Origin of the sequence: Streptomyces sp. NPDC008092 (genome assembly GCF_042957285.1) — a bacterium.
In the GTDB taxonomy this organism is placed as follows: Bacteria; Actinomycetota; Actinomycetes; order Streptomycetales; family Streptomycetaceae; genus Streptomyces.
This window is the reverse complement of the sequence record NZ_JBIBHY010000012.1, coordinates 77,558-100,853: the sequence shown is the minus strand read 5'-3', so window position 1 is coordinate 100,853 and position 23,296 is coordinate 77,558. Positions and strand designations below refer to the sequence as shown.

Here is a 23,296-nt window from a genome sequence, read left to right as displayed (position 1 = left end):
CAATGTGAACTTACGTCCGGATCCGGCCCTTGGGTATCGCGCCGATGCCCGTTCGGGGGTGCCGAGGACTCACCCGTGCACAGGTGAGTCCGGTTGGCCCGGATTCGCCCGCAGCAGGGTGGGTACGGCGAGGTCCCCGAGGGCGAGATGGGCCAGCACCACCTCGTAGAGGTCGGTGCCGGCGGCCAACAGCTGGCGTTCCAGGACGGGTTCGGCGCCCCGGACGTGTTCGCGGACGGTCTGGGCGTGCACGCCCAGACCGTGGGCGGCGCGTTCGGCGTTGCCGCCGGCGGCGATCCAGGCGCGCAGGGTGCCGCGCAGGTCGCGGCCGTCCCGGTCCAGGCGGTCCAGGAGGTCGTGCGCCCAGGCGCGCAGCGCCGGGCCGGCCAGCAGGTCGCAGAGGCGGGCGCCGGACGGCCGCGGCAGCGCGGCGGCCAGCTCCTCCGTCAGGGCCGCCTGGGTGTTGAGGGCCAGATGGGCGGCGGCGCGCACGGTGAGGTCGGAGAAGTCCGCGCCCAGCAGTGCCTCGACCCGGTCCATGCGGGCGCGCACGGTGTTGCGGCTGACGCCGAGGACCTTGGCCGCGCTGACGGCGGTGAACTCCAGGCCGAGACGGGTGGTGGCGAGGAGTTCCGCGCGGGTGTGGTGGGGCAGGGTGTCGAGCGGCCGCAGCACAGCGGCGGACCAGGCGTGCAGCGCGTCCGGATCCATCAGGCGTTCCGGGTGGGTGCGTTCGGCGTAGACGGCGGCCTGGTCGGGGCGGAAGTGGGCGACGGCGAGGGCGCTGACGGCCTGGCCGTAGGCGGTGGACGTCTGGGCCAGGCTCTGCCGGACGCTGCCGCCGAGGAAGGTGCCGGGTCGGCCGTCGACGAGGGAGCGCAGCCGCTGCGTGGTCGCGGGCACGGGGCTGAGGACGATGACGTGGCCGTCCATGGCGGGGCAGCGCACGACGAGGGCCTGGCCCCGGGTCACGACAAGGCAGTCCTCGGCGAGGCCGTCGCGTTCCGCCGGGTGCCCCTCGACGATGTAGACGCTGGCGCTGTCGGTGTCGAGCAGTCCGGGCCACAGGCCGGCGGCGACGCGGCGGGCGGAGACGGTGTCCTCCACCATCAGGAGTTGCAGGATGGCCAGGCGCAGGTCGGCGGCGGCGCGCCGGAGCCGGTGCCCGGCGGCCGTCAGTTCCCGCTCGCGCAGCAGGAGTTCGACGACGCCGGCGGTGTGGGTGACGATCTCGGCGGCGCGCCGGTCGAAGGGGGTCGCGCGGGCGACGGCGAGCAGCCCGGCGGCCGCCGGACGGGAGTCGGGGGCGCGGACCGCGACCAGCCGCAGGTGACGGTCGTCGTCCTGGACGGCGGCGGCGGAGATCCGTCCGGCCGCCACGTCGGCCGCGAGCCCCGCGTCGAGGGGGATCCTGGTGCCGGCGAGCAGGGTGCCGTCGGCGTCCTGGAGGCAGACGGTCCCCTGCACGGCGCCGGCCAGCCAGGCGACGACCCGGCGCGGGTCGCGGGCGCCGGGACGCAGATGGCCGAGGAGCCGCTCGGCCCATCCGTCGCCGTGGAGTACCGGGTGTTGCGGGCCCTCGCCTGCTCGGCCTGCCATCTCGATCTGCCCCTCGTCCCTCGCGTCGGCCACGGTCTACGGACGTTACCCGATGAACGACGCCTGGTCCCGGTCACCGGGCACGGCTTCGCCGGCGGCCCTCGGGGGAAGGGCCGCCGGCGAAGGAAGCCCCACCCGGGGCCGGGGGGAGGGTCCCGGGGTGGCTCGATCGTCGGCTGCCCCGGAATCCACCGGTCATGCCGACCAATTTCCGAAGCCGCCGGCTCCGTGGCCGGCGACGGCCGAAGCGGGCCCACCCGACCGGAACACGACGTGGCCGGGCCGGGGTCCCGCTCGCACCCGGCCCGGACCGGGTACGGTCCAAGCGGGTCCGGCGCGGCCTGTCGCGGTTCGGCAGCGCCCCGAACCAGCGTTGTGGGCAGCCCCGGCCGAAGGCCGAGGGAGGACCAGCGCGCGACCGGCCACGACGGCTCCGCCCCCAGCAGACGGCGTATCGCGGCGGTCGCGGCGGAGCGCTCGGCCCGGCCCGGTCGGCCGGAAGTCGCCGTACGGCATAAGCTCGACGGATGGCGAAGTACTTCGACGTGCACCCCGACAACCCGCAGCCGCGCAGCATCTCGCAGATCGCCGACGCGGTCCGCTCGGGGTCGCTCATCGCATATCCGACCGACTCCTGCTACGCGCTGGGCTGCCAGCTCGGCAGCCGGGACGGCATCGACCGGATCCGTACCATCCGGCATCTGGACGACCGGCACCACTTCACGCTGATGTGCCGGGACTTCGCGCAGCTCGGTCAGTTCGTGCGGGTGGACAACGACGTGTTCCGGGCCGTGAAGGCGTCGACGCCCGGCAGCTACACCTTCATCCTCCCGGCGACCCGGGAGGTGCCGCGCAAACTGCTGCACCCGAAGAAGAAGACCGTCGGCGTCCGCATCCCCGACCACGTGGTCACCCAGGCGCTGCTGGCCGAGCTGGGCGAGCCGCTGCTGTCCAGCACCCTGCTGCTGCCGGACGAGAAGGAGCCGCTGACACTGGGCTGGGAGATCAAGGACCGGCTGGACCACCAGGTGGACGCGGTGGTCGACTCCGGGGAGTGCGGCACCGAGCCGACCACGGTCATCGACTTCTCCAGTGGGGAGGCGGAGATCGTCCGCCGGGGCGCGGGAGACACCGCGCGCTTCGAGTGACCGCTTCCGGCTCCCCCGGAGCGGCTCCCCCACCGTCGCGTGTCACGATGATCAGGACATGCCGCGCCGGGTGTCCCGCGCCCCGACGCCGACTCCACAGAGAGGCACTTGCGCCATGACCGCCGTACAGGGAACCGACGTGGACATCACCACCGAGGACGGTGTCGCCGACGCCTACCTGGCCCACCCCGCCGACGGACTCCCCCACCCGGGCGTGCTGTTCTACCAGGACGCCTACGGGATCCGCCCGCACCTGAAGTCGATGGCGGACCGGCTCGCCCGTGCGGGCTACACGGTGCTGATCCCGAACGTCTTCTACCGCAGCGGCCGCACGCCGGTGATCGACCTCCCCGAGTTCATCGACCCCTCCGTGGACCCCACGATCTGGCAGCGGATCATGCCGGTCATGCAGACGCTGACGCCCGAGCGTGTCACGCGGGACGCCGACGCCTACCTGAACTGGCTGGCCGACAGCCCGCTGGTGGCCGACGGACCGGTCGGCATCACCGGTTACTGCATGGGCGCCCGGCTGGCCGTGGGGACCGCCGTCGTCTTCCCGGAGCGGGTCGCCGCGGCGGCCGGCTTCCACGGCGGCCGGCTGGTCACCGACACCCCGGACAGCCCGCACCTGACGGTCGGCCCCATCACCGCGGAGCTGTACTTCGGCTTCGCGGACCAGGACCAGTCGATGACGGAGGAGCAGATCACCACCTTCCAGGAGGCGCTCGACGCCGCCGGGGTTCGCAACACGTGCGAGATCTACCGGGGCGCCGACCACGGCTACACGCAGGCCGACACCCCGGCCTACTCCGCCGAGGCCGACGAGCGGCACTGGGCGGCGCTGCTCGACCTGCTGAAGCGCACCTTCTGATCCACCCGCCGCACCGGTTTTGGGGGCCCGTCGACCGACGGGCCCCCGATTTCGTCCATGTTATTGACATGGACCCGACCGACCGTCAGCCTGAGAGCGCTCTCAGAATTGGTCCGGACCAATTTCCGGGCCAACCCCGACCCCACACGGAGGTGGAGAGTGCGCACAGGACTCGTACGCCGGGCGCTGCCGCTCACGGCCGCGGCGGCGCTGATCGGCGGGGCGCTCACCCTGGGCACGCCGGCACCGGCCGGCGCGGCCGTACCGGACACCATCCCCCTGAAGATCACCAACAACTCCGGCCGCACCGACCAGGTGTACGTCTACGACCTCGGCACCCAGCTCTCCACGGGACAGCAGGGCTGGGCCGACGCGAACGGCGCCTTCCACGCCTGGCCGGCCGGCGGGAACCCGCCGACCCCGGCACCGGACGCCTCGATCACGGGCCCGGCGGCGGGCCAGTCGAAGACGATCCGGATCCCGAAGTTCTCCGGCCGGATCTACTTCTCCTACGGCCAGAAGCTCGACTTCAGGCTGACCACCGGCGGTCTGGTGCAGCCCGCGGTGCAGAACCCGACCGACCCGAACCGGAACATCCTCTTCAACTGGTCCGAGTACACGCTGAACGACTCGGGTCTGTGGATCAACAGCACCCAGGTGGACATGTTCTCGGTGCCGTACGCGGTCGGGGTGCAGCGGTCCGACGGCAGCACGGCCACCACCGGGCATCTCAAGTCGGGCGGCTACAACGGGTTCTTCAGCGCCCTGCGCGGCCAGTCGGGCGGCTGGGCCAACCTGGTCCAGACCCGCTCCGACGGCACCGTGCTCCGCGCGCTCTCCCCGCTGTACGGCGTGGAGACCGGGGCGCTGGCGTCGACCGTCATGAGCGACTACGTGAACCGGGTCTGGTCGAAGTACTCGACCTCGACCCTGACCGTCACGCCCTTCGCCGACCAGCCGAACACCAGGTACTACGGCCGGGTCTCGGGGAACGTCATGAACTTCACCAACTCCGCCGGAGCGGTGGTGACGAGCTTCCAGAAGCCCGACGCGGGCAGCATCTTCGGCTGCCACAACCTGCTCGACGCACCCAACGACCTGGTACGCGGCCCGATATCGCGCACCCTGTGCGCGGGCTTCAACCGGTCCACGCTGCTCACGAGTCCGAACCAGCCGGACACCAACCCGGCCGACTTCTACAAGGACTCGGTGACCAACCAGTACGCGCGCGCCGTCCACGCCCAGATGGCCGACGGCAAGGCGTACGCCTTCGCCTTCGACGACGTCGGCAACCAGGAGTCGCTGGTCAACGACGGCAGTCCGCAGCAGGCGTACCTCACGCTGGACCCGCTGAGCTGACCCCGCGCGAGAGTCCCGCACCCGGCTCGCGGGTGCGGGACTCCGGTCCGCGCCGGGTCAGCCGGTCGTGACGGCGGTGTCGTCGACGACGAAGCTGGTCTGGAGCGAGGAGTCCTCGACACCGCTGAACTTCAGGGTGACAGTCGAGCCCGCGTAGGACCCGAGGCTGAAGGACTTCTGCACGTAGCCGGAGGCCGCGTTGAGGTTGGAGTACGTGGCCAGGGTGGTCGAACCGGCGGTGACCGTCAGCTTGTCGTACTGGGTGCTGGTGGTGGTCTCGGCCGTGTCGACGTGCAGGTAGAAGGTGAACGTGGTGGCGGTGCAGCCGGACGGGATCGTCACCGACTGGGACAACGTGTCGGTGTGGGTCGAGCCGTAGCCGTCGAGCCACGCCTTGTAGGAACCGGTACGGGCGGCCTCACTGCTGGAGTTGGTGATGACACCGCTGGTCGCCGTCCAGGTGGTGTTGCCCGACTCGAAGCCCGGGTTGCCCAGCAGCTGCGTGGAGGTGCAGGTGCCCCCGCCGCCGCTGGAACTGACGGTCCAGGTGAAGGAGGCCGTGCCGGTGGCGCCCGTCGAGTCGGTCACCGTGACGGTGGTGCTGTAGGTGCCCGCCGTCGTGGGTGTGCCGGTGATGGCGCCGGTGGAGCTGCTGATCGACAGGCCGGTCGGCAGGCCGGTCGCCGCGTAGGTCAGCGAGCCGCTGTTGGTGCTGCTCGCCGATATCTGCAGGCTCACTGCGGTGCCGACGGTCGAGGACTGGCTGCCCGGGTTGGTGACCGTGACGCCCGAGGTGGGCACGGTGATGTGGCTGCCGACGTTGATGCCGGCGAACGCGTTGCCGACACCCGCGTACTGGGTGGAGCTGGTGCCGTACAGCGCCGCGGCCGCGTTCAGGGCGGCGGTGCGGGCGGCCGCGTAGTTGGTGCTGGACGTCATGTACGACGTCAGCGCCTTGTACCAGATCTGCAGGGCCGCGGCCCGGCCGATGCCGGCGACGGCGACGCCGTCGGAGGTGGTGCTGGTGTAGGTGACGCCGTTGATGGTCTTGGTGCCACTGCCCTCGGACAGCAGGTAGAACATGTGGTTCGCCGGACCCGAGGAGTAGTGCACGTCGAGGTTGCCGACACCGGAGTACCAGCTGTCCGCCGACGAGCCGTCCTTGCTCGGCTTGTCCATGTAACGCAGCGGCGTGCCGTCGCCGTTGATGTCGATCTTCTCGCCGATGAGGTAGTCGCCGACGTCGGACGAGTTGTTGGCGTAGAACTCCACGCCGGTGCCGAAGATATCGGAGGTCGCCTCGTTCAACCCGCCCGACTCACCGGTGTAGTTGAGACCGGCGGTGTTCGACGTGACACCGTGGCTCATCTCGTGGCCCGCGACGTCGAGCGAGGTCAGGGCGTGGGTGCCGCCGGAGCCGTCGCCGTAGGTCATGCAGAAGCAGTCGTCGTCCCAGAAGGCGTTGACGTAGCTGCTGCTGTAGTGGACGCGGGAGTAGGCGGCGACGCCGTCGTTCTTGATGCCGCTGCGCCCGAAGGTGTTCTTGTAGAAGTCCCAGGTCATCTGGGCGCCGTAGGCGGCGTCGGCGCCGGCGGTCTGGGTGTTGGAGCCGGATCCGGTGCCCCAGACGTCGTCGGTGTCGGTCATCAGGGTGCCGGTGCCCGACGTGCCGTTGTTGAGGCTGTACGTCTTGTGGCCGCCGCGCGTGGTGTCGTACAGCTGGTACGTCGAACCCGACAGCGTCGTGTTCAGGGTGACCGTGCCGCTGTACTGGGTGTTGCCGGTGCCCGTCTGGACGGCCTGGTAGCGGTACAGCTCCTTGCCGGTGGTGGCGTCCGTGACGACGTGCAGCTTGCTGGGCGTGCCGTCGTCCTGGAAGCCGCCGATCACGGTCTCCCAGGCGAGCTTCGGGGTGCCGTTGCCGGCCCAGATCACCTTGCGGGCGCTGTCGGCGACGGGCTTCTGCGCGTCGAGGGCCCTGGCCGCCTTGAGCGCCTTGGTCTGGGCGGCGGACTTGCTGTAGGCCGCGCTGACCGTGGGGACGGTGATGGTGTGCTTGTTGTTGAAGGTGGTGCTCACCGTGCCCGCCGCGAAGGAGGCGGGCGGGGTGTGCACGATCAGGTCGCCGCCGAGGACGGGCAGGCCGTCGTAGGTGCGCTCGTAACGGGTGTGCAGGGTACCGTCGTTGTCCTTGGTGACGTCCTTGACGACCAGCTTCTCCTTGGCGCCGAGGCCGAGGGTGCGGGCGGTCGTGGTGGTCTTCTGCTGGGCACCCTTGATGAGCGCGGTGTGCTGGGCGGGGGTGAGCTTCGCCTCCAGGCCGCCGCTGCGAACGGGGCTCGGGTGGGGGGCGGCGGGCTTGGCGTTCGCCGGGACCGACTGGATGCCGACGGCGAGGAAGGCCGCGGTGGAGACCAGGGCGGCTCCTACCGTGGCCCGTCTGTGGGGAAGACGTCTCACTCGTACTCCTCCTGCTGCGGCCGCCGGGTCGCGGCCGGTGACAGACCGGGCAGACGGGGATGTGCTGTCCGGGACGAGCTGAGCTGTGCGGGGACCGGGATCCGGGGACCGCGGTGCGTGGTCCGTGATCCGTGGACACGCCAGGGAGAAAGCGTGTGCTGAGCGAGGATTCCAGATTTGACCCGCACATGTCAGCCAGGTCGGAGTCGTTCGAGGGTTTTCCCTATGCACGGTGGGGCGGTCGGGAGGGAACGGCGCTCACGGGGCCGGCGGACGCACCATGAACACGTCGACCCGGTCCTCGGACTCGGCCAGGAAGCCATGGCGCTCGTACAGCCGCCGGGCCGCGCTGCCCTGCAGGACGTTCAGCCGGACAGGGACGCCCTCCCGGTCGCACCGAGCCAGCAACTCGCCCAGCACGGCCGAGCCGATGCCGCCGCCCTGTGCGTGCGGGGCGAGATAGAAGTGTTCCAGCCAGCGGGCGTCCCCGGCAGGCCGCAGCGCCACACAGCCGGCGAAGGTACCGCCCACCTCGATCACCCAGGTGTGGGCCGCGTCGAACCCGTCCCGCAGCCGCTGCCGGACGCGGCGCTCGTCGTACCGCCCGAGCCGTTCCAGGTCGTCCCGCATGACGACGGCACGCAGTTCGGCCACCGCCTCGACGTCCGCGTCCGACGCCGGCCGCATCCTCCAGTCCGTCATGATCGACACGCTATCCACGACGGCCGGCCACCGAGGGAGCGGGGCGGGGAATCCGGTGGGCTGCCGGGCCATCGACGCGCACGCCCCGCTTCGAGCACCAGCCCGAGCCGGGCCGGGCCGACCGATTTATCATGATTCAGAACGAATGCGACAGCCTCGCATCCCCGGACCGGCCGTCGGCAGCTCCCACCCCACGGAAGGGGTTCAAGCGCATGCGGGTCTTCATCGTCGGCACAGGCAACATGGCGGGCGGTATCGCCACCCGGGCCCTGGCGGGCGGGCACACGGTCCGGCTCGTCGGTACGGATCCGGCCAAGGCCACGGCGCTCGCCGACGCCCTCGGTGAGCGGACGCCGGGTGCGGACGTGGCGCCCGCCGTGCCGGACGCCGTCGGGTCGGCGGACGTCGTGGTGCTGGCCGTGCCGTTCGACGCGGCCAGGCAGGTCGTGACCGAGTACGGGGACCAGCTCGCCGGGAAGACCGTCGTCGACATCTCCAACCCGGTGGACTTCGCGACCTTCGACTCGCTCACGGTGCCCCCGGACAGCTCCGGCGCCCAGCAGCTGGCCGAGGCCGCCGCGCCGGGCACGCGCATGGTGAAGGCCTTCAACACCACGTTCGCGGGCTCGCTGGTCGCGGGCGAGGTGGGCGGGCTGCCGCTGGACGTGTTCATCGCCGGCGACGACGCGGCGGCCCGCGACCAGGTGGCCGAGCTGGTCGCCTCCGGCGGGCTCAACCCGGTGGTCGTCGGCGGACTGCGGCACGCCCGGGAGCTGGAGGGCATCCAGCTGCTGCACATGGCCCTGCAGACGCGGCCGGAGGGGCACGGCTGGATGAGCGCGATCAAGATCGTCGCGCCCTGAACCCCTCTTCCTGAATCCCTCTTCCTAAAATCCCCCCTCCCGGATCCCTCCTTCTGTGCCCTTCCCGTGCCCCGGCCGGAAACCGCTCATGCGGCAGCTGTGCCGGCCCGTGGTTCCCGAGGGGCAGCTGAAGTCCCGGTGAACGCCCCCGCGCAGGCCCCCGGTGCGTAGTACCTTCCCCCACAACAGCGGTGACTCTGGGGGGAGTTGCACACATGCACGGCACGACGGACGGTTTCCACTACGGCGCGGTGACTCCGGTCGCGGCCTATCTGATGGCCTGTCTGGGCGGGGCGCTGGGGCTGCGCTGCATCGTCAGGTCGCTGTACCACCACGGGGAGTCGTGGCGGCCCGGCTGGCTCGCCCTGGGGGCGGCCTCGATCGGCTGCGGCATCTGGACGATGCACTTCATCGCGATGATCGGCTTCCATGTCCAGGAGACCACGATCCACTACGACCTGGGGCTGACCCTGCTCAGCCTGGCGGTGGCGATCCTGGTGGTCGGCATCGGTGTGTTCGCGGTCGGCTACCGGGGCGCGACCGCGGCGACGCTCTGGACGGCGGGCGTGATCACCGGCCTCGGCGTGGCCGCGATGCACTACCTGGGCATGGCCGCGCTCCGCTTTGACGGAACGATTCACTACGACCGGGTGACGGTCGCCCTCTCCGTCCTGATCGCGATCGCGGCGGCGACGGCTGCGCTGTGGGCGGCCGTGTCGGTGCGGGGCTTCACCGCGAGTCTGGGCGCCAGCCTGGTGATGGGCCTCGCGGTGTCCGGCATGCACTACACCGCCATGGCGGCGGTGAGCGTCGACGTGCACCCGGCGTCCGCCACCTCGTGGTCGAGCGCGTCACCGACCTCGCTGCTGCTGCCCATGCTGCTCGGCCCGGTCGTGTTCCTGCTGCTGGCCGGGGTGGTGGTGATGTTCGACCCGCTGCTGGTCCTCGGCGAAGGGGACTGGAACCGGCGGGCTGCCGGGCAGAGCGGTCCGCCGCCGGCGTCACCGCGCGCACAGCGCCCGGTCCCGCCGGCCAGGCGCGGCCCCCGCACCCCCCGGAGCCGCGGCGGCCGCGCGTCGCGCCCGGCACCCGACGGCACCGGCCGGCACGGCGGGGCGGGGCACACCGCACCGTCCGCCGCGGACCGGTACGGCACCCCGGGCCGCCCGGCGCCCCGCGGCACCGGCCGGTTCGGCCTGCCCGACCACCCCGCGCCCGGTCCGCAGGACCCGTACGGCGCCCCCGCGAACCCCTACGAATGGTGACCGGCCCGGGCAGTAACGTTCCGTCGGTGTCGGCGCCCCGCTCCGACCCGCGCGCCGCCGCAGGCTTCGCCCACGAGACCGGGTGCACGTCGCGCCATGCGCACGTCGCGCCATGAGACGCATCGGTCCTGGTCGCCCGGCCCTGCCCGCGAGTTGAACGTACCGGCAACTGCGGGACCTCCCCACGGAGCGCTTTGAGCCGCCGTCGACGACGCGGCGCGCGGGAGGCCGCCGCGCGGGCCGCCGGATGCGCCGGGCCGCTTCACACGCCTTTAACCCCGGGGACACGAGAGGGAATCGGGAGCCACTGAGCATGTTTTTGGATCCAATCCAGCACAGATTTAATCCATTTCCAGGATCGGTGCCCAAGGAGGCCCCATGCCGGACCACACATCTGGATCGCCCTCGACCGCCGCCGCCTCCCTGTCCTCGGTGCCGGCGGCCGGATCGCGGGACGTCTCGCGCCGGACGATGCTCCGGGGTGCCGGACTGCTCGGCGTGGGCGTGGGGTTCGGGCTGCCCGCCCTGCTCACCGCGTGCGGCGCCGCGGCCCAGGACGGGGGCGGCAGCGGGAAGGGCGGCACGCTCACCCTCGCCATCGACGCCACCAGCGCGGTCAACGACCCTGCCTTCTACACCTCCCTGGGCGACTGGATGGCCGTCGACTGCATCTGCCGCGGCCTGACGTTCATCTCCTTCGAGACCAACGAGCCCACACCGGACCTGGCGGAGAAGTGGACCGTGTCCGACGACAAGCTCACCTACACCTTCACCCTGCGCAAGGGGGTGAAGTTCCACGACGGGACCACCCTCAGCTCCGCCGACGTACTCGCCAGCCTCGGCCGCCAGTTCGACCCGGACGACAAAACGCTGCCCAAGGGCGCCACCCGGCCGCTGTCGAGCATGGGCGCCAACGTCGCCTCGCTCACCGCGCCCGACGACATGACCGTGAAGATGGTCCTCAAGAAGCCCGACCGGACCGTGCTCGGCAAGCTCTCCGACATCGGCGGCCGGGTCATCTCCAAGGCCGCGCTGGACAAGTACGGCGCCGACATCGGCAAGCACCTCGTGGGCACCGGGCCGTTCGCCTTCTCCACCGCCACCTCCGGGCAGTCCATCACGCTGGAGGCCTTCGACGGCTTCCGGCTGGGCAAGCCCCCGATCGACCGGCTGGTGCTGCGCCAGGTCCAGGACCCGTCCACCATCGTCAGCTCGCTGCTCAGCGGCGACGTGTCCGCGACCCAGTTCGCCCCCTACTCCGCCGTCTCGCAGCTGCGCAAGGACAGCGCGGTGAAGGTGTACGACACCCCGCACAACGCCGACGCCATCATGATGATCGACGCCCGCCGGGTCCCCGAGCTCAAGGTACGCAAGGCCATCAACCTGGCCATCAACCGCAAGGCCATCCTCGCGCAGGCGTTCTACGGCGTCGGCGCCGAACCCCAGGGCTACGCCATCCCGCCGGCCCAGAGCGGCTACGACACCGCGCTCGCCGACCTCAGCACCCAGGACACCGCACAGGCCAAGCGGCTGGTCGAGGAGGCCGGGGCCAAGGGGCGGACCATCCGGCTGATGGCCGCCAGCGACTCCTGGCACCCCAAGGCGGCCCAGATCATCGCCCAGAACCTCACCGACGTCGGCTTCAAGGTGGCCACCACCTCGGTGGACCCGGCGACCTACTTCAGCCGGCTCCTGGACGGCGAGGACGACTACCACGACCTGATGATCTGGGAGCGCAACACCTACGTGCCCGACCCCGACGACATGGTCGGCGCGATGGCGAGCCCCACCAGCATCTACGGCTCGAAGCTCTCCGGGATGGACACCCTGAAGGGCGCCGCCTCGCTCGCCGACGACCTCTACACGGCCAAGAACCTCACCGACACCAGGAAGCGCACCGCCGCCTACACGAAGATCCAGCGCCGGTGGGCCGAGGAGTACATGGTCCTGTCGATGCTGGCCTGCTTCAGCAACCTGGTCGTCAGCGGTGCGGACGTGAAGGGCATGAACACCGACGCGCTGGCCAACCACCGCTGTTACATGGAGAAGGCCAGTGTCTGAGACCGGCGCCGCGGTCGACGCCGTGCCGGTGGAGGCCACGGCCCCCGCCGCCGCGGCCTCCCCGCATCGGCCCGGACCGGCGCGACGGCTGCTCGGCGCGCTGCGCAGGCGCCGGGTGGCCCGCTCCTGGCCCGCGCTGCTCGCCTGGCTGCTGCTGGCCGCCACGGTGCTGGTCGCCCTGCTCGGACCGCTGCTCGTGACGGCCGACCCGCTGCGCCAGACCTCCTCCGCGCTCCTGGCACCCGGGGCCCCGGGCCATCCGCTGGGCACCGACGACCTGGGCCGGGACGAGCTGGCCCGGCTGGTGCACGGCGCCCGGCCGCTGCTGCTGGTGTCCTTCGCGGCGACCGCGCTCGCGGCCGGCGTCGGCACCCTGGTCGGGCTGGTCGCCGGATACGCGGGCGGTGTGGTCGAGCAGGCGCTGATGCGGCTGGTGGACCTGGCGCTGGCCTTCCCGTCGATCCTGCTGGTGATCCTGCTGGTGGCGGCCGCCGGGCCCGGCACGGTCAGTCTGACCCTCGGCATCGGTGTCTCCCTGGCGCCGGGACTGGCCCGGCTGGCCCGCACCCTGACCGCACGCGAGGCCGCCAAGGACTACGTGGTGGCCTGCCGCCTCGGCGGCACCGGGGCGCCCCGCATCCTGCTGCGGGAGGTGCTCCCCAACATCGGCGGCCCGCTGCTCGCCCAGGTCGTCATGACGCTGTCGGTGGCGGCGGGGTTCGCGGCCGGGCTCTCCTACCTCGGTCTCGGCATCCAGCCGCCGACGCCTGACTGGGGCTACATGGTGCAGGCCGGGCAGGAGTTCGTGTACACCGCTCCCCGGCTGGTGGTGCTGCCCGCGGCCCTCACCCTGCTGTTCGTCGTGGCCTGCAACTTCGCCGGCGACGACCTGCGGGACGCCCTCGACCCGAGGGGCGCGGCGTGAGCGCCGGCACCGGGGTGCCGGCCCGGGTGCGGCTGCCCCGGCCGACGGGCGCGGCCTGGGTGTTCGTCCGCAGGCTCGCCGTGATCCCGGTCGTGCTGTTCGCGCTGGCCTCTCTGGTGTTCGTGGCGATCCGGCTGCTGCCGGGCTCCCCGGCCACCTCGCTCGCGGCGGGCGGCAACACCGCCTCCGCCTCGCAGTTCGACGCCAACGAGGAACGGGTCACCAAGGCCCTCGGCCTGGACCAGCCGCTGCTCACCCAGTACGGCCACTTCCTCGACGACCTGGTCCATCTGCGGCTCGGCACCTCGTTCTACGGCTCCAACGGCGTCCTCGGCCTGCTCGGCGACGCGCTGCCCGCGACCGTGGAGCTCACCCTCGCGGCGATGACGGTCGCGGTGCTGATCGGCGTCGTCACCGGAGTGGTCGCGGCCCTGCGCCGGGGCAGCTGGATCGACACCTCGACCCGGGCCGTGGCCACCGTCAGCTTCTCGCTGCCCTGGTTCGCGCTCGGGGTGCTCGCCATCGTGGTGTTCGGCGTGTGGCTGCGCTGGCTGCCGGTCCTCGGCAGGCTGCCCAGCACCCTCGACTACCGGCCCACCACCGGCTTCGTCCTGCTCGACGCGATCCTGCAGGACCGGCCCGAGCTGGTGTGGCCGTGGTTCCAGCACCTGATCCTGCCCGCGGTGACGCTGGCGCTGTCGATGGCCGGGTTCATCACCCGGATCGTGCGCGCCTCCGTCCTGGAGGTGCTCGGCGACGACTTCGTGCGCACCGCCCGGATGAAGGGCCTGGGCGAGGGGGCGGTGGTGCGCCGGCACGTGCTGCGCAACGCCTGGCTGCCCATCGTCACCGTCCTGGGGCTCCAGTTCGGGTCCCTGCTGGGCGGTTCGGTGGTCACCGAGACGGTCTTCTCCTACCCGGGCGTCGGACGCCTCCTCGTGCAGGGCGTGCTGCAGCGCGACTACCCGGTGGTGCAGGGCGCGGCCCTGGCGATCGCCCTGCTGTTCACCCTCGTCAACCACGCGGTCGACCTGCTCTGCACGGTCCTCGACCCGCGTCTACGCAAAGGATGATCGCGATGGACATCGTGCTGGTCCACGGTGCCGGCGGACGGCCCACCACCTGGTCGGCGGTCGAGCCGCTGCTCGCCGCCCGCGGCCACCGGACGGTCACGGTCACCAACCCGATGACCTCGCTCGCCGACGACATCGCGGAGACCAGCGCCGCGCTCGCGGGCACCGGCGGCCCGGTGCTGCTCGCCGGTCACTCGTACGGCGGCGCGGTCATCACGAACGTAGGGCGGGACCCGCGGGTCGCGGGGCTGGTCTACATCGCGGCGTTCGGGCCGGACGAGGGCGAGACCGTCAACGGGATCGTCGAGCGCTACGAACCCGCGGAGATATCCAAGTACATGCGGCGCGGTCCGAACGGCGAGTGGAAGTCGGAGCCGAGCGCGGAGTTCTGGGCGGAGATCGGCCCGGACCTGTCGGAGGAGCAGCGGGCGGTCGTCGAGGCGGAGGGGCGCAAGGCCGAGAACCTGATCTTCACCCAGGCGACCGGGGTCCCGGCCTGGCGGTCGCTGCCCAGCTGGTACCTGGTCGCCGACGACGACCGCACGCTGCGCCCGGAGATCCAGAACTTCATGGCCGAGCGGATGAAGGCGGCCGTCGAGCACGTGCCGGGCAGCCACTACACCACCCTGGTGTGGCCCGAGCGGGTCGCCGAGCTGATCCACCGGGCGGCGCTGGCCGTCGGCGGTGCGGTATGAGCGCGCCAGAGGGTGTGCACGGCCTGACCGTCCCGGAGGGCGCGCACGGCGTGACCGTCCCGCAGGGCTCGCAGGGCATGACCGCGCAGGCGGGCGCCACCGACGCGACCGGGCCACAGGGGCTGCCCGATACGGCCCCTCCGGAGGCGGTGCTCGAAGTCCGCGGTCTGCGGGTGGGGTTCGACGTGCCCGCGGGCCGGCTGCCCGCCGTGGACGGGGTTGACCTGACGCTGCGCAGGGGCGAGATCCTCGCGCTGGTCGGCGAGTCCGGGTCCGGCAAGTCGGCGCTGTCGATGAGTCTGGTCGGCCTCAACCGCGGCCCCCGCACCCACGTCGAGGGTTCCGTGTCCTTCCGGGGCCGGGAGCTGGTGGGGGCGTCGGAGCGGGAGCTGCGCCGGGTGCGGGGCAAGGACGTGGCGGTGGTCTTCCAGGACGCGCTGGCCGCGCTCAACCCGCTGCACCGGGCGGGCGCCCAGGTCGCGGAGACGATCCGGGCCCATGGCGACGTCCCGCGCGCCACGGCCGCGAGCCGTGCCGTCGAACTGCTCGGCGAGGTCGGCATCGCGGGCCCGGCGCGGGCCGCCCGCGCCTATCCGCACCAGCTGTCCGGCGGTATGCGCCAGCGCGTGATGATCGCGATGGGGCTGGCCAACGACCCGGCGGTGCTGATCGCCGACGAGCCGACCACGGCGCTGGACGTGACCATCCAGGCGCAGGTGCTGGCGCTGCTGAAGCGGGTGCAGCGGGAGCACGGCACGTCCGTGCTGCTGATCACCCACGACCTGGGGGTGGTCGCGGAGGTCGCGGACCGGGTGGCGGTGATGTACGCGGGCCGGATCGTGGAAGAGGGCACCCGCGACGAGGTGCTGTTCGACCCTCAGCACCCCTACACGATGGGCCTGCTCGGCTCGGTGCCCCCACTGCACGGGCCGGTGCCCGAGCGGCTGCCGGCCATCCCCGGCAGCCCGCCCGCGGGTGTCGAGCGGCCGCCGGGCTGCGGCTTCCGGCCGCGCTGCGCGTTCGCCCACGACGGCTGCGGCAGCCGCCCCGAGCTGCGGCGGCGCCATGGCGGCCCGGCCCACCTGGACGCCTGTGTGCTCACCGCGCAGGCCCGGGTGCGGGCGCGCGCGGCCCGGTCGACGGGAGCCGCCGGATGAGCGAGGTCCTGATGAGCGCCCGCGGGCTGCGGGTCGACTACGCCGGCCGGGCCGGCGGCCGGGTGCGGGCACTGCGGGACGTCGACCTGGACATCACCGAGGGCGAGACGCTGGGTCTGGTCGGCGAGTCGGGGTGCGGCAAGTCCACGCTCGGGCGGGCGCTGCTGCGCGTGGTGGAACCGTCGGCGGGCCGGATCGACTTCCTCGGCACCGATCTGACCCGGCTGCGCGGCCGGCGCCTGAAGCGGACCCGGGCCGAGCTCCAGATGGTGTTCCAGGACCCGTTCGGGTCGCTGAACCCGCGCCGTACGGTCGCCGACATCGTCGCCGAACCGCTGCTGCGCTCCCGGGGCGCGAGCCGTGCCGAGGCGGAACGTGCTGTCGCCGAACTCCTCGAACTCGTCGGGCTGGGGGCCGAGGCCGGCGGGCGCAAGCCGCACGAGTTCTCCGGCGGGCAGCGCCAGCGCATCGGCATCGCCCGGGCCCTGGCGTCCTCGCCGCGGTTCGTGGTCGCCGACGAGGCGGTCTCCGCGCTGGACGTGTCCATCCAGGCCCAGGTGCTGAACCTGCTGTCGGACCTGGTGCGCGACCGGGGCCTGACGATGCTGTTCATCTCCCACGACCTCGGGGTGGTGCGGCACATCGCCGACCGGGTCGCCGTGATGTACCTGGGCGAGATCATCGAGACCGCCTCCCGGGACGACTTCTTCGCCGGCCCGGCCCATCCGTACAGCGCCGCGCTGCTGGCCAGCGTGCCGGAGCTGCGGCCCGGCCCGCCGGTCGAACGGCAGCCCCTGGAGGGCGAGCTGCCCGACCCCGCGGACCCGCCGGAGGGCTGCCTGTTCCGGACCCGCTGCCCGTTCGCCACCGACCTGTGCCGGACCCGGCACCCGGAGCTGCGCGAGATCGCGCCCGGCCGCCGGGTCCGCTGCCACCTGCCCCTCGGCCCCGTACCCGTGCCCGTGCCCGTACCGCTGCCCGTGAGTGAGGACCAGCTTTGATCATCGACGCCTACAACACCACCCAGGACGTGCGCGGCCGTTCCGACTACCTGACGGGCGCCCGCAAGGGCGAGGCGCCGCCGCCGTACAAGCCCTTCGAGCCGCGCCGCATCCTGGACCGGATGGACGCCGCCGGGGTGGACATGGCGATGGTGTGCTCGCTCGCGCAGCGCATCGAGAACGACTTCATCGCCTCGCTGGTGGCCGCGCACCCGGACCGGTTCTTCGGTTTCGGCCAGGTGCTGCCGCAGGCGGACGACGCCATCGAGGAGATCGACGGGATCGCCGACGCCGGTCTGGTGGGGCTGAAGCTGCACCCGAGCCTGCACGGCTACCACGTCGCCGACCACGGACTCCTGGACCCGGTCTTCGAGGCCTGCGCCAGGCGCGGGTTGATGGTCCTGATCAACGCCTTGGACGACGCCTTCTGCGCGCCGCTCGCCATCGAGGAGATCGCCCGGGACCACCCCGGGGTGCCGACGATCATCGCGCACATGGGCGCGGTGTGGAACGTGCCGGAGGCGATCATCGTGGCCGAACGGCAGCCGCACGTCTACCTGGAGACGTCCGCGACGCTGATGAGCGACGTGAGGCGGGCCTACGCCCGGCTCGGCCCCCGGCAGATCCTGATGGGCAGCGAGTGGCCCGGCTCGGACTTCGACCTGGAGCGCATGAAGATCGCCAAGGCGATAGAGGACGAGAAGGACCGGGCGCTGGTCGAGGGCGGCAACATGGCCCGCCTGCTGGGGCTCGGCGCATGACCGCCGCGCCCGTGACCGTGCCGCCGGTGATGACCGCGCAGGACGCCGAACTCCTCTCCGTGGCCCAGGCGTTGCTGGAGCGGGTGTGGCAGCGGGACCGGCACGAGGTGGCCACGGCCCTGCGCACCGCGGACGGCCGGATCCACACCGGCGTCCATGTCGAGGGCTCCTGCCGGCGCAGTTCGATCTGCGCGGAGGGCGTCGCCCTGGGCACCGCGCGCGGCGCGCTCGCCCCCGGTGCGCCGCTGGCGGTGACCTCGGTGGTGTCGGTGCAGATCAAGCCCGCAGGACAGTTCCGGATCATCGCGCCGTGCGGGGTGTGCCGCGAACTCATCAGCGACTACTGCCCGGACGCCGTCGTGTGGCTCACCACGGTCGACGGCGACCGTCCGGTCCCGGCACGCGCGCTGGACCTGCTGCCGGAGAAGAGCCGGCGCCGCTGGTGACCGGCGAACGAGACCCCCGTACCCCCGAGGACAGGAGAGACATGCCGTCCGTCATCACAGGGCCAGGCGGCCTGAGCGTCCCCACCGGGCTCGACGTGCCCGCACTCGCCGCACAACTCGGCGGCACCGGGACGCCGTTGCCGTGGGAGGAGCTGACCTGGCCGGAGGCCGGGACCACGGTCGCCGGCGGTGACGCCGTGATCGTCCCGGTGGGGGCCACCGAACAGCACGGCCCCCATCTGCCGCTGGCCGTGGACACCCGGATCTGCGAGGCGGTCGCGCTGGGCGTGTCCGCGCTGACCGGCGTACCGGTGCTGCCGCCGCTGGCCTTCGGCGTGTCCGCCTCGCACGGCGGCTTCGCCGGGACGGTCGCGCTGCGCCCCGAGACCCTGATCGCCGTCGTGGAGGACGTGATCGACTCCCTGTACGCCAGCGGTGTACGGCAGTTCGTCCTGCTCAACGGCCACATCTGGAACAACGGCGCGCTCGACGTGTCCGCCGAGAAACTGAGGGTGCGTCATCGCGACGCCCGGGTGCGGGCGCTGGGGTACGTGACGATGTACCCGGGACCCGAGGTCGACGGCCATGTCACGTACGGGCGCGCGCTGATGCACGCCAACTACTTCGAGACCTCGGTGATGCTGCACCTGGCTCCCGACCTGGTGCGGATGGAGCGGGCCACCTCGCACGTCGACGTCGACTCCTTCTGGGACTACCGCATGGACCAGGTCAGCGAGACCGGTGTGTGGGGCAGGGACGTCACCGAGGCGAACGCGGCCCACGGCCGGGCGGAGTTCGACCGCTGTGTGCTCACCACCGCCCGCGCGGTCTCGGCGGCCGTGCGCGAACCCTGGCCCAGCGCGGCCCACCGGCCCGGCGATCCGGCCTGAGCCGTCCGGCGCGCCCCCGAGGCAGCCCGCCTGAGCCCATCGCGCCCGCGGAACCGCGCCGCCCGTTCCACGAACGACAAGGAGAACCACCTTGGACCCCAGCATCACCCTGCCCAGGCTGCCCGAGTGCGAGCCCATGCTCGTCGGCGGCACCTGGACCACGGGCGCCTCGGCCCGGCGCATCCCGGTCCTCGACCCGGCCACCCGCGAGCCGCTGACCACGATCGCCCCGGCGGACGCCGACGACGTGGCCGCGGCGGTGGCCGCCGCCTCGGCCGCGCACCGCGACGGCCGCTGGCGCGCGCTGCCGCCCCGGGACCGGCGGGACGTCCTGCTGCGGCTCGCGGACCTGGTGGAGCGGGACGCCGAGGCGCTGGCGGTCCTGGACACCCTGGACAACGGCAAGGCGATCGAGCGCGCCCGCGGTGACGTGGAGCTCGGCCTCCAGGCGATCCGGCATTTCGCGGGCGCTCCGGCCCGGCTGACCGGCACGGTGCATCCCGCCGGGCCCGGCCGGCACGTGTACAGCGTGCGGGAGCCGGTGGGCGTGGTGGCGGCCGTACTCCCCTGGAACTTCCCCTTCATGATCGCCGCCTGGAAGCTCGCCCCGGCGCTGGCGGCCGGCTGCACGGTGGTCGTCAAGCCCGCCGAGCAGACCCCGCTGACCGCGTTGCGGCTGGCCGCGCTGTGCCTGGAGGCCGGTGTGCCGGAGGGCGTGGTCAACGTGGTGACGGGCGACGGGCGCACCGGGGCGGAGCTGGTCGCGCATCCCGACGTGGCCAAGGTGTCGTTCACCGGGTCGACGGACGTGGGGCGGCTGATCATGGCCGCGGCGGCGCCGTCCGTGAAGCGGCTCACGCTCGAACTGGGCGGCAAGTCCGCCAACATGGTGTTCGCCGACGCCGACCTGGACGCCGCCGTACCGGCCGCCGTCCGGGCCGTGTTCGGGCACTCCGGGCAGATGTGCACGGCGGGCAGCCGGCTGCTGGTGCAGCGGACGGTGCTGGCGGAGTTCCTGGACCGGATGCTGCCGGCCGTCGAGGCGCTGCGGATCGGTCCCGGCCTCGCGGGCGGGATCAACATCGGACCGCTCGTCTCCCAGGAGCAGTTCGACCGGGTCACGGGCTACCTGGACCTCGGACTCGCCGAGGGCGCGAAGGCGGTGACGGGCGGCGGTCCCCTGCCGGGACCGGGCTGGTTCGTGCGGCCCACGGTGTTCACCGACGTCACACCGGACATGCGGATCGCCCGCGAGGAGATCTTCGGACCGGTCGCCGCGGTGCTGCCCTTCGACACCGAGGAGGAGGCGATCGCGCTCGCCAACGACAGCGACTACGGGCTCGCGGCAGGGGTGTGGACCACCGACCTCGGCCGCGCGCACCGCGCCGCGGCGGCGCTCCAGGCGGGCACCGTATGGGTGAACACCTACAACGAGTTCGACCCCGCCGTGGCGTTCGGCGGCAGCAAGCAGTCCGGTCTGGGCAGGGATCTCGGCGACGCTGCGGTCGACGGGTTCACCGAGCCCAAGAGCATCACGATGGCGCTGTGAGCGCCCCCGTGACGGCGGTGCCGCCGTCACCCGCCGGTTTCGACCTGGCCGCCGAACGGGCCCGCACCCCGGGGTGCGCGACCGGTCACCACTTCAACGCGGCCGGGGCCGCGCTCCTCGCCTCGGGCACGGTCGAGGCGGTCATCGCCCAGTTGCGCGCCGAGAGTCTGCACGGCGGCTACGAGGCGGCCAAGCTCGCCGCCGACGATCTGACGGCCGTGTACACCCGTGCCGCCGGGCTGCTCGGTGTCGACGCGGACGAAATCGCCCTGGTCGAGAGCGCCACCGCCGGCTGGCAGCGGATCGTGTCGGCGTTGCGGCTGCGGCCCGGGGACCGGGTGCTCGCCGCCCGCTCCAGCTATGTGAGCAGCGCCCTGCAACTGCTGGCCGCCGAGCGTGACACGGGAGTCCGGGTGGAGGTGCTGCCCAACGGGCCGGACGGCGCGACCGATCTGGAGGCCCTGGCGCGGGCGCTGCGCACCGGTCCCGCCGCGCTGGTGACCGCGGCGCATGTGCCCACCTCGTCGGGCCTGGTCGAGCCGGCCGCCGGCATCGGCGCGCTGACCGGCGCGCACGGGGTGCCCTTCCTCCTCGACGCCACCCAGTCGCTGGGCCAGCTGCCCGTCGACATGACCGCCGTCGGCTGCGACCTGCTGATCGGCACCGGCCGCAAGTTCCTGCGCGGTCCGCGCGGCACGGGTCTGCTGGCGGTGCGGCGGCCGCTGCTCGAACGGCTCGCCCCGCAGGCACCGGATGTCCGCGGGGCCCGCTGGACGGCCGAGCGCAGCTGGGAACTGGCCCCCGACGCACGGCGGTTCGAGCTGTGGGAGGCCGCTCATGCGCTGCGGCTCGGTCTGGGCTCGGCCCTGGCCGACCTGCACGCGCTCGGCCCCGCGACCGTCTACGGCAGGCTGTCCGCCCTCGCCGCGCGGCTGCGCGAGCGGCTCGCCGCGGTCCCCGGCGTACGGCTCACCGACCCGCCGGCGGCGGGCGGGGCGATCGTCACCTTCGTGGTGGAGGGGCTCGACGCGAGCGAGGTCCAGCGGCGGCTGGCGCTGCGGCGGGTGTACCTGATCGCCGTCCCGGCGGACCACGGCCGCTGGGACATGGAGCCGCGCGGACTGGCCAAGGTGGTGCGGGCGTCGGTGCACGTGTACACCGACGACGGCGACCTGGACGCCCTGGTGGAGGCGGTCGCGGAGATCGCGGCGGACCCGCACGGCACGGACCGGGGGGCCCGGGACGCAGGCGTCACCGCCGCGGCGGCCGCCGCTGCCACGACGGCCCTCTCCCGGCCGCCGGCGCACCTCCCGCGCACCCGGCCCGCCCGGACGTCCGCGACCGCCGACCGCGACGCGGTGGTCGTCGGGCTCGGTGTGCACGGCGGCGCGGCGCTGCGGCAGCTGGCCGAGCGGGGGCTGGACGTACTGGGGATCGAGCGGTTCGCGGCGGGGCACGACCGCGGCTCCTCGCACGGCGCCACCCGGATGATCCGCCGGGCCTATCCGCACCCCGACTGGGACGGCCTGGTCGACACCGCCTACCGCGCCTGGTCCGAGCTGGAACAGGCCGCGGGCACCCGGCTGGTGGACGTGACCGGCGGGCTGTACGCGGCGCCCGGGGAGCGGCCGGATCCGCTGCGCGGTCCGGGCTGCCGTGCGGTGGACCGCGCGGAGGCGGCCCGGATCTTCCCGGGGCTGCGGCTGCCCGAGGGGTTCACCGCGGTCCACGACCCGGCCGCCGGGATCATCGACGCCCGCGCGGCCCTGCGCGCCCAGCTCGCCCTCGCGGAGCGGGCCGGGGCCACGATCGCCGACCGCACACGGGTCACGGGCTGGCGTCCGGACGGCGACGGGGTCGTCGTCCGCACGCCGGACGGGGAGGTGCGGGCCCGTCGGCTGGTGCTGTGCGCCGGGCCGTGGACACCGTCGCTCCTGCCGTCGCTGGCCGCGCACCTGACCGTCACCCGGATCGTGAACGCGTACTTCGCCGCGGACCCGGCGGGACCGCTCGGGCCCGGCGGGCTGGGCAGCTTCTCGGTCGACCTGCCGGAGGGACTGCTCTACGGCTTTCCGGCCGCCGACGGCCGGGGGCTGAAGGCCGGTCTGGACTCGGGTCCCGCGTGGGATCCGGAGGCGGCCAGGCCTGCCGCGACGGACGCCGAACTCGCCCTGCTGGCAAGGGCGGTGCGGCGGGTGCTGCCCGGTGCCGGCCCGGTCACGGAGAGCCTGACGTGCCTGTACACGATGACACCGGACCGGCGGTTCCTGGTCGGCGAGGTGCCCGGGGTGCCGCAGGCGCTGCTGGCCTCGGCGTGTTCGGGGCACGGCTTCAAGTTCGGTCCGGCGATCGGGGCCGCCCTGGCCGACCTGGTGTGCGAACTCCCGCGCCCGGACCTGGACTTCCTCTCCCCCGCGCGGCTGGTTCCCGGCGGTGCCCGGTGACGGCCGCCACCGGGCCGGCCGGAGACG

The 23,296-nt window shown here is 73.0% G+C and carries 19 protein-coding genes; 16 read left to right on the top strand and 3 right to left on the bottom strand.

From position 1 onward, the window contains the following. Nucleotides 1-69: 69 nt before the first annotated feature. Complete coding sequence (locus ACFZB3_RS34230; RefSeq protein ID WP_391382887.1) at nucleotides 70-1,599, bottom strand: helix-turn-helix domain-containing protein; 1,530 nt, start codon at nucleotides 1,597-1,599, stop codon at nucleotides 70-72. A gap of 527 nt (nucleotides 1,600-2,126) precedes the next feature. On the opposite strand from ACFZB3_RS34230, the gene ACFZB3_RS34225 reads away from it, so the two are divergent. The 3 genes from ACFZB3_RS34225 (at nucleotide 2,127) to ACFZB3_RS34215 (ending at nucleotide 4,977) form a co-directional block, all read left to right on the top strand. Then, the gene (locus tag ACFZB3_RS34225; protein ID WP_391382395.1) at nucleotides 2,127-2,747 is read left to right on the top strand and encodes an L-threonylcarbamoyladenylate synthase; all 621 of its coding nucleotides are present in this window, start codon (nucleotides 2,127-2,129) and stop codon (nucleotides 2,745-2,747) included. A 115-nt stretch (nucleotides 2,748-2,862) separates the two neighbouring features. Then, nucleotides 2,863-3,618, top strand: a complete 756-nt coding sequence (locus tag ACFZB3_RS34220; protein ID WP_391382393.1) for a dienelactone hydrolase family protein — start codon at nucleotides 2,863-2,865, stop codon at nucleotides 3,616-3,618. A gap of 159 nt (nucleotides 3,619-3,777) precedes the next feature. Further along, a complete protein-coding gene (locus tag ACFZB3_RS34215) occupies nucleotides 3,778-4,977 on the top strand; it encodes a beta-1,3-glucanase family protein (protein WP_391382391.1) in 1,200 nt (399 codons plus the stop codon). 57 nt (nucleotides 4,978-5,034) lie between these two features. On the opposite strand, the gene ACFZB3_RS34210 is transcribed toward ACFZB3_RS34215, so the two are convergent. Together ACFZB3_RS34210 and ACFZB3_RS34205 are read right to left on the bottom strand one after the other, a co-directional pair. Continuing rightward, entirely contained in the window at nucleotides 5,035-7,437 is a 2,403-nt protein-coding gene (locus ACFZB3_RS34210; RefSeq protein WP_391382389.1) for a M4 family metallopeptidase, read from the bottom strand. Between the two features lie 258 nt (nucleotides 7,438-7,695). Then, on the bottom strand, nucleotides 7,696-8,139 hold the full coding sequence (locus tag ACFZB3_RS34205) for a GNAT family N-acetyltransferase (RefSeq protein WP_391382387.1): 444 nt from the start codon (nucleotides 8,137-8,139) through the stop codon (nucleotides 7,696-7,698). Between the two features lie 212 nt (nucleotides 8,140-8,351). On the opposite strand from ACFZB3_RS34205, the gene ACFZB3_RS34200 reads away from it, so the two are divergent. The 13 genes from ACFZB3_RS34200 to solA all read left to right on the top strand — a co-directional run bounded on the left by ACFZB3_RS34200 (nucleotide 8,352) and on the right by solA (nucleotide 23,269). After that, nucleotides 8,352-9,002: an NAD(P)-binding domain-containing protein gene (locus tag ACFZB3_RS34200; RefSeq protein ID WP_391382385.1), complete on the top strand. Its 651-nt coding sequence runs from the start codon at nucleotides 8,352-8,354 to the stop codon at nucleotides 9,000-9,002. Nucleotides 9,003-9,217: 215 nt separating this feature from the next. Beyond that, on the top strand, nucleotides 9,218-10,267 hold the full coding sequence (locus tag ACFZB3_RS34195) for an MHYT domain-containing protein (RefSeq protein WP_391382383.1): 1,050 nt from the start codon (nucleotides 9,218-9,220) through the stop codon (nucleotides 10,265-10,267). Between the two features lie 378 nt (nucleotides 10,268-10,645). Next, nucleotides 10,646-12,328, top strand: coding sequence for an ABC transporter substrate-binding protein (locus tag ACFZB3_RS34190; protein WP_391382381.1), 1,683 nt, complete (start codon nucleotides 10,646-10,648; stop codon nucleotides 12,326-12,328). Beyond that, nucleotides 12,321-13,253, top strand: a complete 933-nt coding sequence (locus ACFZB3_RS34185; RefSeq protein WP_391382379.1) for an ABC transporter permease subunit — start codon at nucleotides 12,321-12,323, stop codon at nucleotides 13,251-13,253. The genes ACFZB3_RS34190 and ACFZB3_RS34185 overlap by 8 nt, the downstream gene beginning before the upstream one ends. Next, a complete protein-coding gene (locus ACFZB3_RS34180; RefSeq protein ID WP_391382378.1) occupies nucleotides 13,250-14,326 on the top strand; it encodes an ABC transporter permease subunit in 1,077 nt (358 codons plus the stop codon). The genes ACFZB3_RS34185 and ACFZB3_RS34180 overlap by 4 nt, the downstream gene beginning before the upstream one ends. A gap of 5 nt (nucleotides 14,327-14,331) precedes the next feature. Further along, nucleotides 14,332-15,021: an alpha/beta fold hydrolase gene (locus tag ACFZB3_RS34175; protein ID WP_391382376.1), complete on the top strand. Its 690-nt coding sequence runs from the start codon at nucleotides 14,332-14,334 to the stop codon at nucleotides 15,019-15,021. Between the two features lie 77 nt (nucleotides 15,022-15,098). After that, complete coding sequence (locus ACFZB3_RS34170) at nucleotides 15,099-16,178, top strand: oligopeptide/dipeptide ABC transporter ATP-binding protein (RefSeq protein WP_391382883.1); 1,080 nt, start codon at nucleotides 15,099-15,101, stop codon at nucleotides 16,176-16,178. Beyond that, the gene (locus ACFZB3_RS34165) at nucleotides 16,175-17,179 is read left to right on the top strand and encodes an oligopeptide/dipeptide ABC transporter ATP-binding protein (protein ID WP_391382374.1); all 1,005 of its coding nucleotides are present in this window, start codon (nucleotides 16,175-16,177) and stop codon (nucleotides 17,177-17,179) included. Before ACFZB3_RS34170 ends, ACFZB3_RS34165 begins: the two co-directional genes overlap by 4 nt. Then, complete coding sequence (locus ACFZB3_RS34160; protein ID WP_391382372.1) at nucleotides 17,176-17,940, top strand: amidohydrolase family protein; 765 nt, start codon at nucleotides 17,176-17,178, stop codon at nucleotides 17,938-17,940. The genes ACFZB3_RS34165 and ACFZB3_RS34160 overlap by 4 nt, the downstream gene beginning before the upstream one ends. Next, a complete protein-coding gene (locus ACFZB3_RS34155; RefSeq protein ID WP_391382370.1) occupies nucleotides 17,937-18,386 on the top strand; it encodes a cytidine deaminase in 450 nt (149 codons plus the stop codon). Before ACFZB3_RS34160 ends, ACFZB3_RS34155 begins: the two co-directional genes overlap by 4 nt. A gap of 41 nt (nucleotides 18,387-18,427) precedes the next feature. Next, nucleotides 18,428-19,276, top strand: a complete 849-nt coding sequence (locus ACFZB3_RS34150; protein WP_391382368.1) for a creatininase family protein — start codon at nucleotides 18,428-18,430, stop codon at nucleotides 19,274-19,276. A 91-nt stretch (nucleotides 19,277-19,367) separates the two neighbouring features. Then, a complete protein-coding gene (locus ACFZB3_RS34145; protein WP_391382366.1) occupies nucleotides 19,368-20,825 on the top strand; it encodes an aldehyde dehydrogenase family protein in 1,458 nt (485 codons plus the stop codon). Then, on the top strand, nucleotides 20,822-23,269 hold the full coding sequence (gene solA, locus ACFZB3_RS34140; RefSeq protein WP_391382364.1) for an N-methyl-L-tryptophan oxidase: 2,448 nt from the start codon (nucleotides 20,822-20,824) through the stop codon (nucleotides 23,267-23,269). Before ACFZB3_RS34145 ends, solA begins: the two co-directional genes overlap by 4 nt. Nucleotides 23,270-23,296: the final 27 nt, after the last annotated feature.

Excerpts from the sequence above, each read along its gene's own strand:
- ACFZB3_RS34230 (WP_391382887.1), bottom strand. The coding sequence starts at position 1,599 with ATGGCAGGCCGAGCAGGCGAGGGCCCGCAACACCCGGTACTCCACGGC.
- ACFZB3_RS34225 (WP_391382395.1), top strand. The coding sequence starts at position 2,127 with ATGGCGAAGTACTTCGACGTGCACCCCGACAACCCGCAGCCGCGCAGC.
- ACFZB3_RS34220 (WP_391382393.1), top strand. The coding sequence starts at position 2,863 with ATGACCGCCGTACAGGGAACCGACGTGGACATCACCACCGAGGACGGT.
- ACFZB3_RS34205 (WP_391382387.1), bottom strand. The coding sequence starts at position 8,139 with ATGACGGACTGGAGGATGCGGCCGGCGTCGGACGCGGACGTCGAGGCG.
- ACFZB3_RS34200 (WP_391382385.1), top strand. The coding sequence starts at position 8,352 with ATGCGGGTCTTCATCGTCGGCACAGGCAACATGGCGGGCGGTATCGCC.
- ACFZB3_RS34195 (WP_391382383.1), top strand. The coding sequence starts at position 9,218 with ATGCACGGCACGACGGACGGTTTCCACTACGGCGCGGTGACTCCGGTC.
- ACFZB3_RS34190 (WP_391382381.1), top strand. The coding sequence starts at position 10,646 with ATGCCGGACCACACATCTGGATCGCCCTCGACCGCCGCCGCCTCCCTG.
- ACFZB3_RS34175 (WP_391382376.1), top strand. The coding sequence starts at position 14,332 with ATGGACATCGTGCTGGTCCACGGTGCCGGCGGACGGCCCACCACCTGG.
- ACFZB3_RS34170 (WP_391382883.1), top strand. The coding sequence starts at position 15,099 with ATGACCGCGCAGGCGGGCGCCACCGACGCGACCGGGCCACAGGGGCTG.
- ACFZB3_RS34165 (WP_391382374.1), top strand. The coding sequence starts at position 16,175 with ATGAGCGAGGTCCTGATGAGCGCCCGCGGGCTGCGGGTCGACTACGCC.
- ACFZB3_RS34155 (WP_391382370.1), top strand. The coding sequence starts at position 17,937 with ATGACCGCCGCGCCCGTGACCGTGCCGCCGGTGATGACCGCGCAGGAC.
- ACFZB3_RS34150 (WP_391382368.1), top strand. The coding sequence starts at position 18,428 with ATGCCGTCCGTCATCACAGGGCCAGGCGGCCTGAGCGTCCCCACCGGG.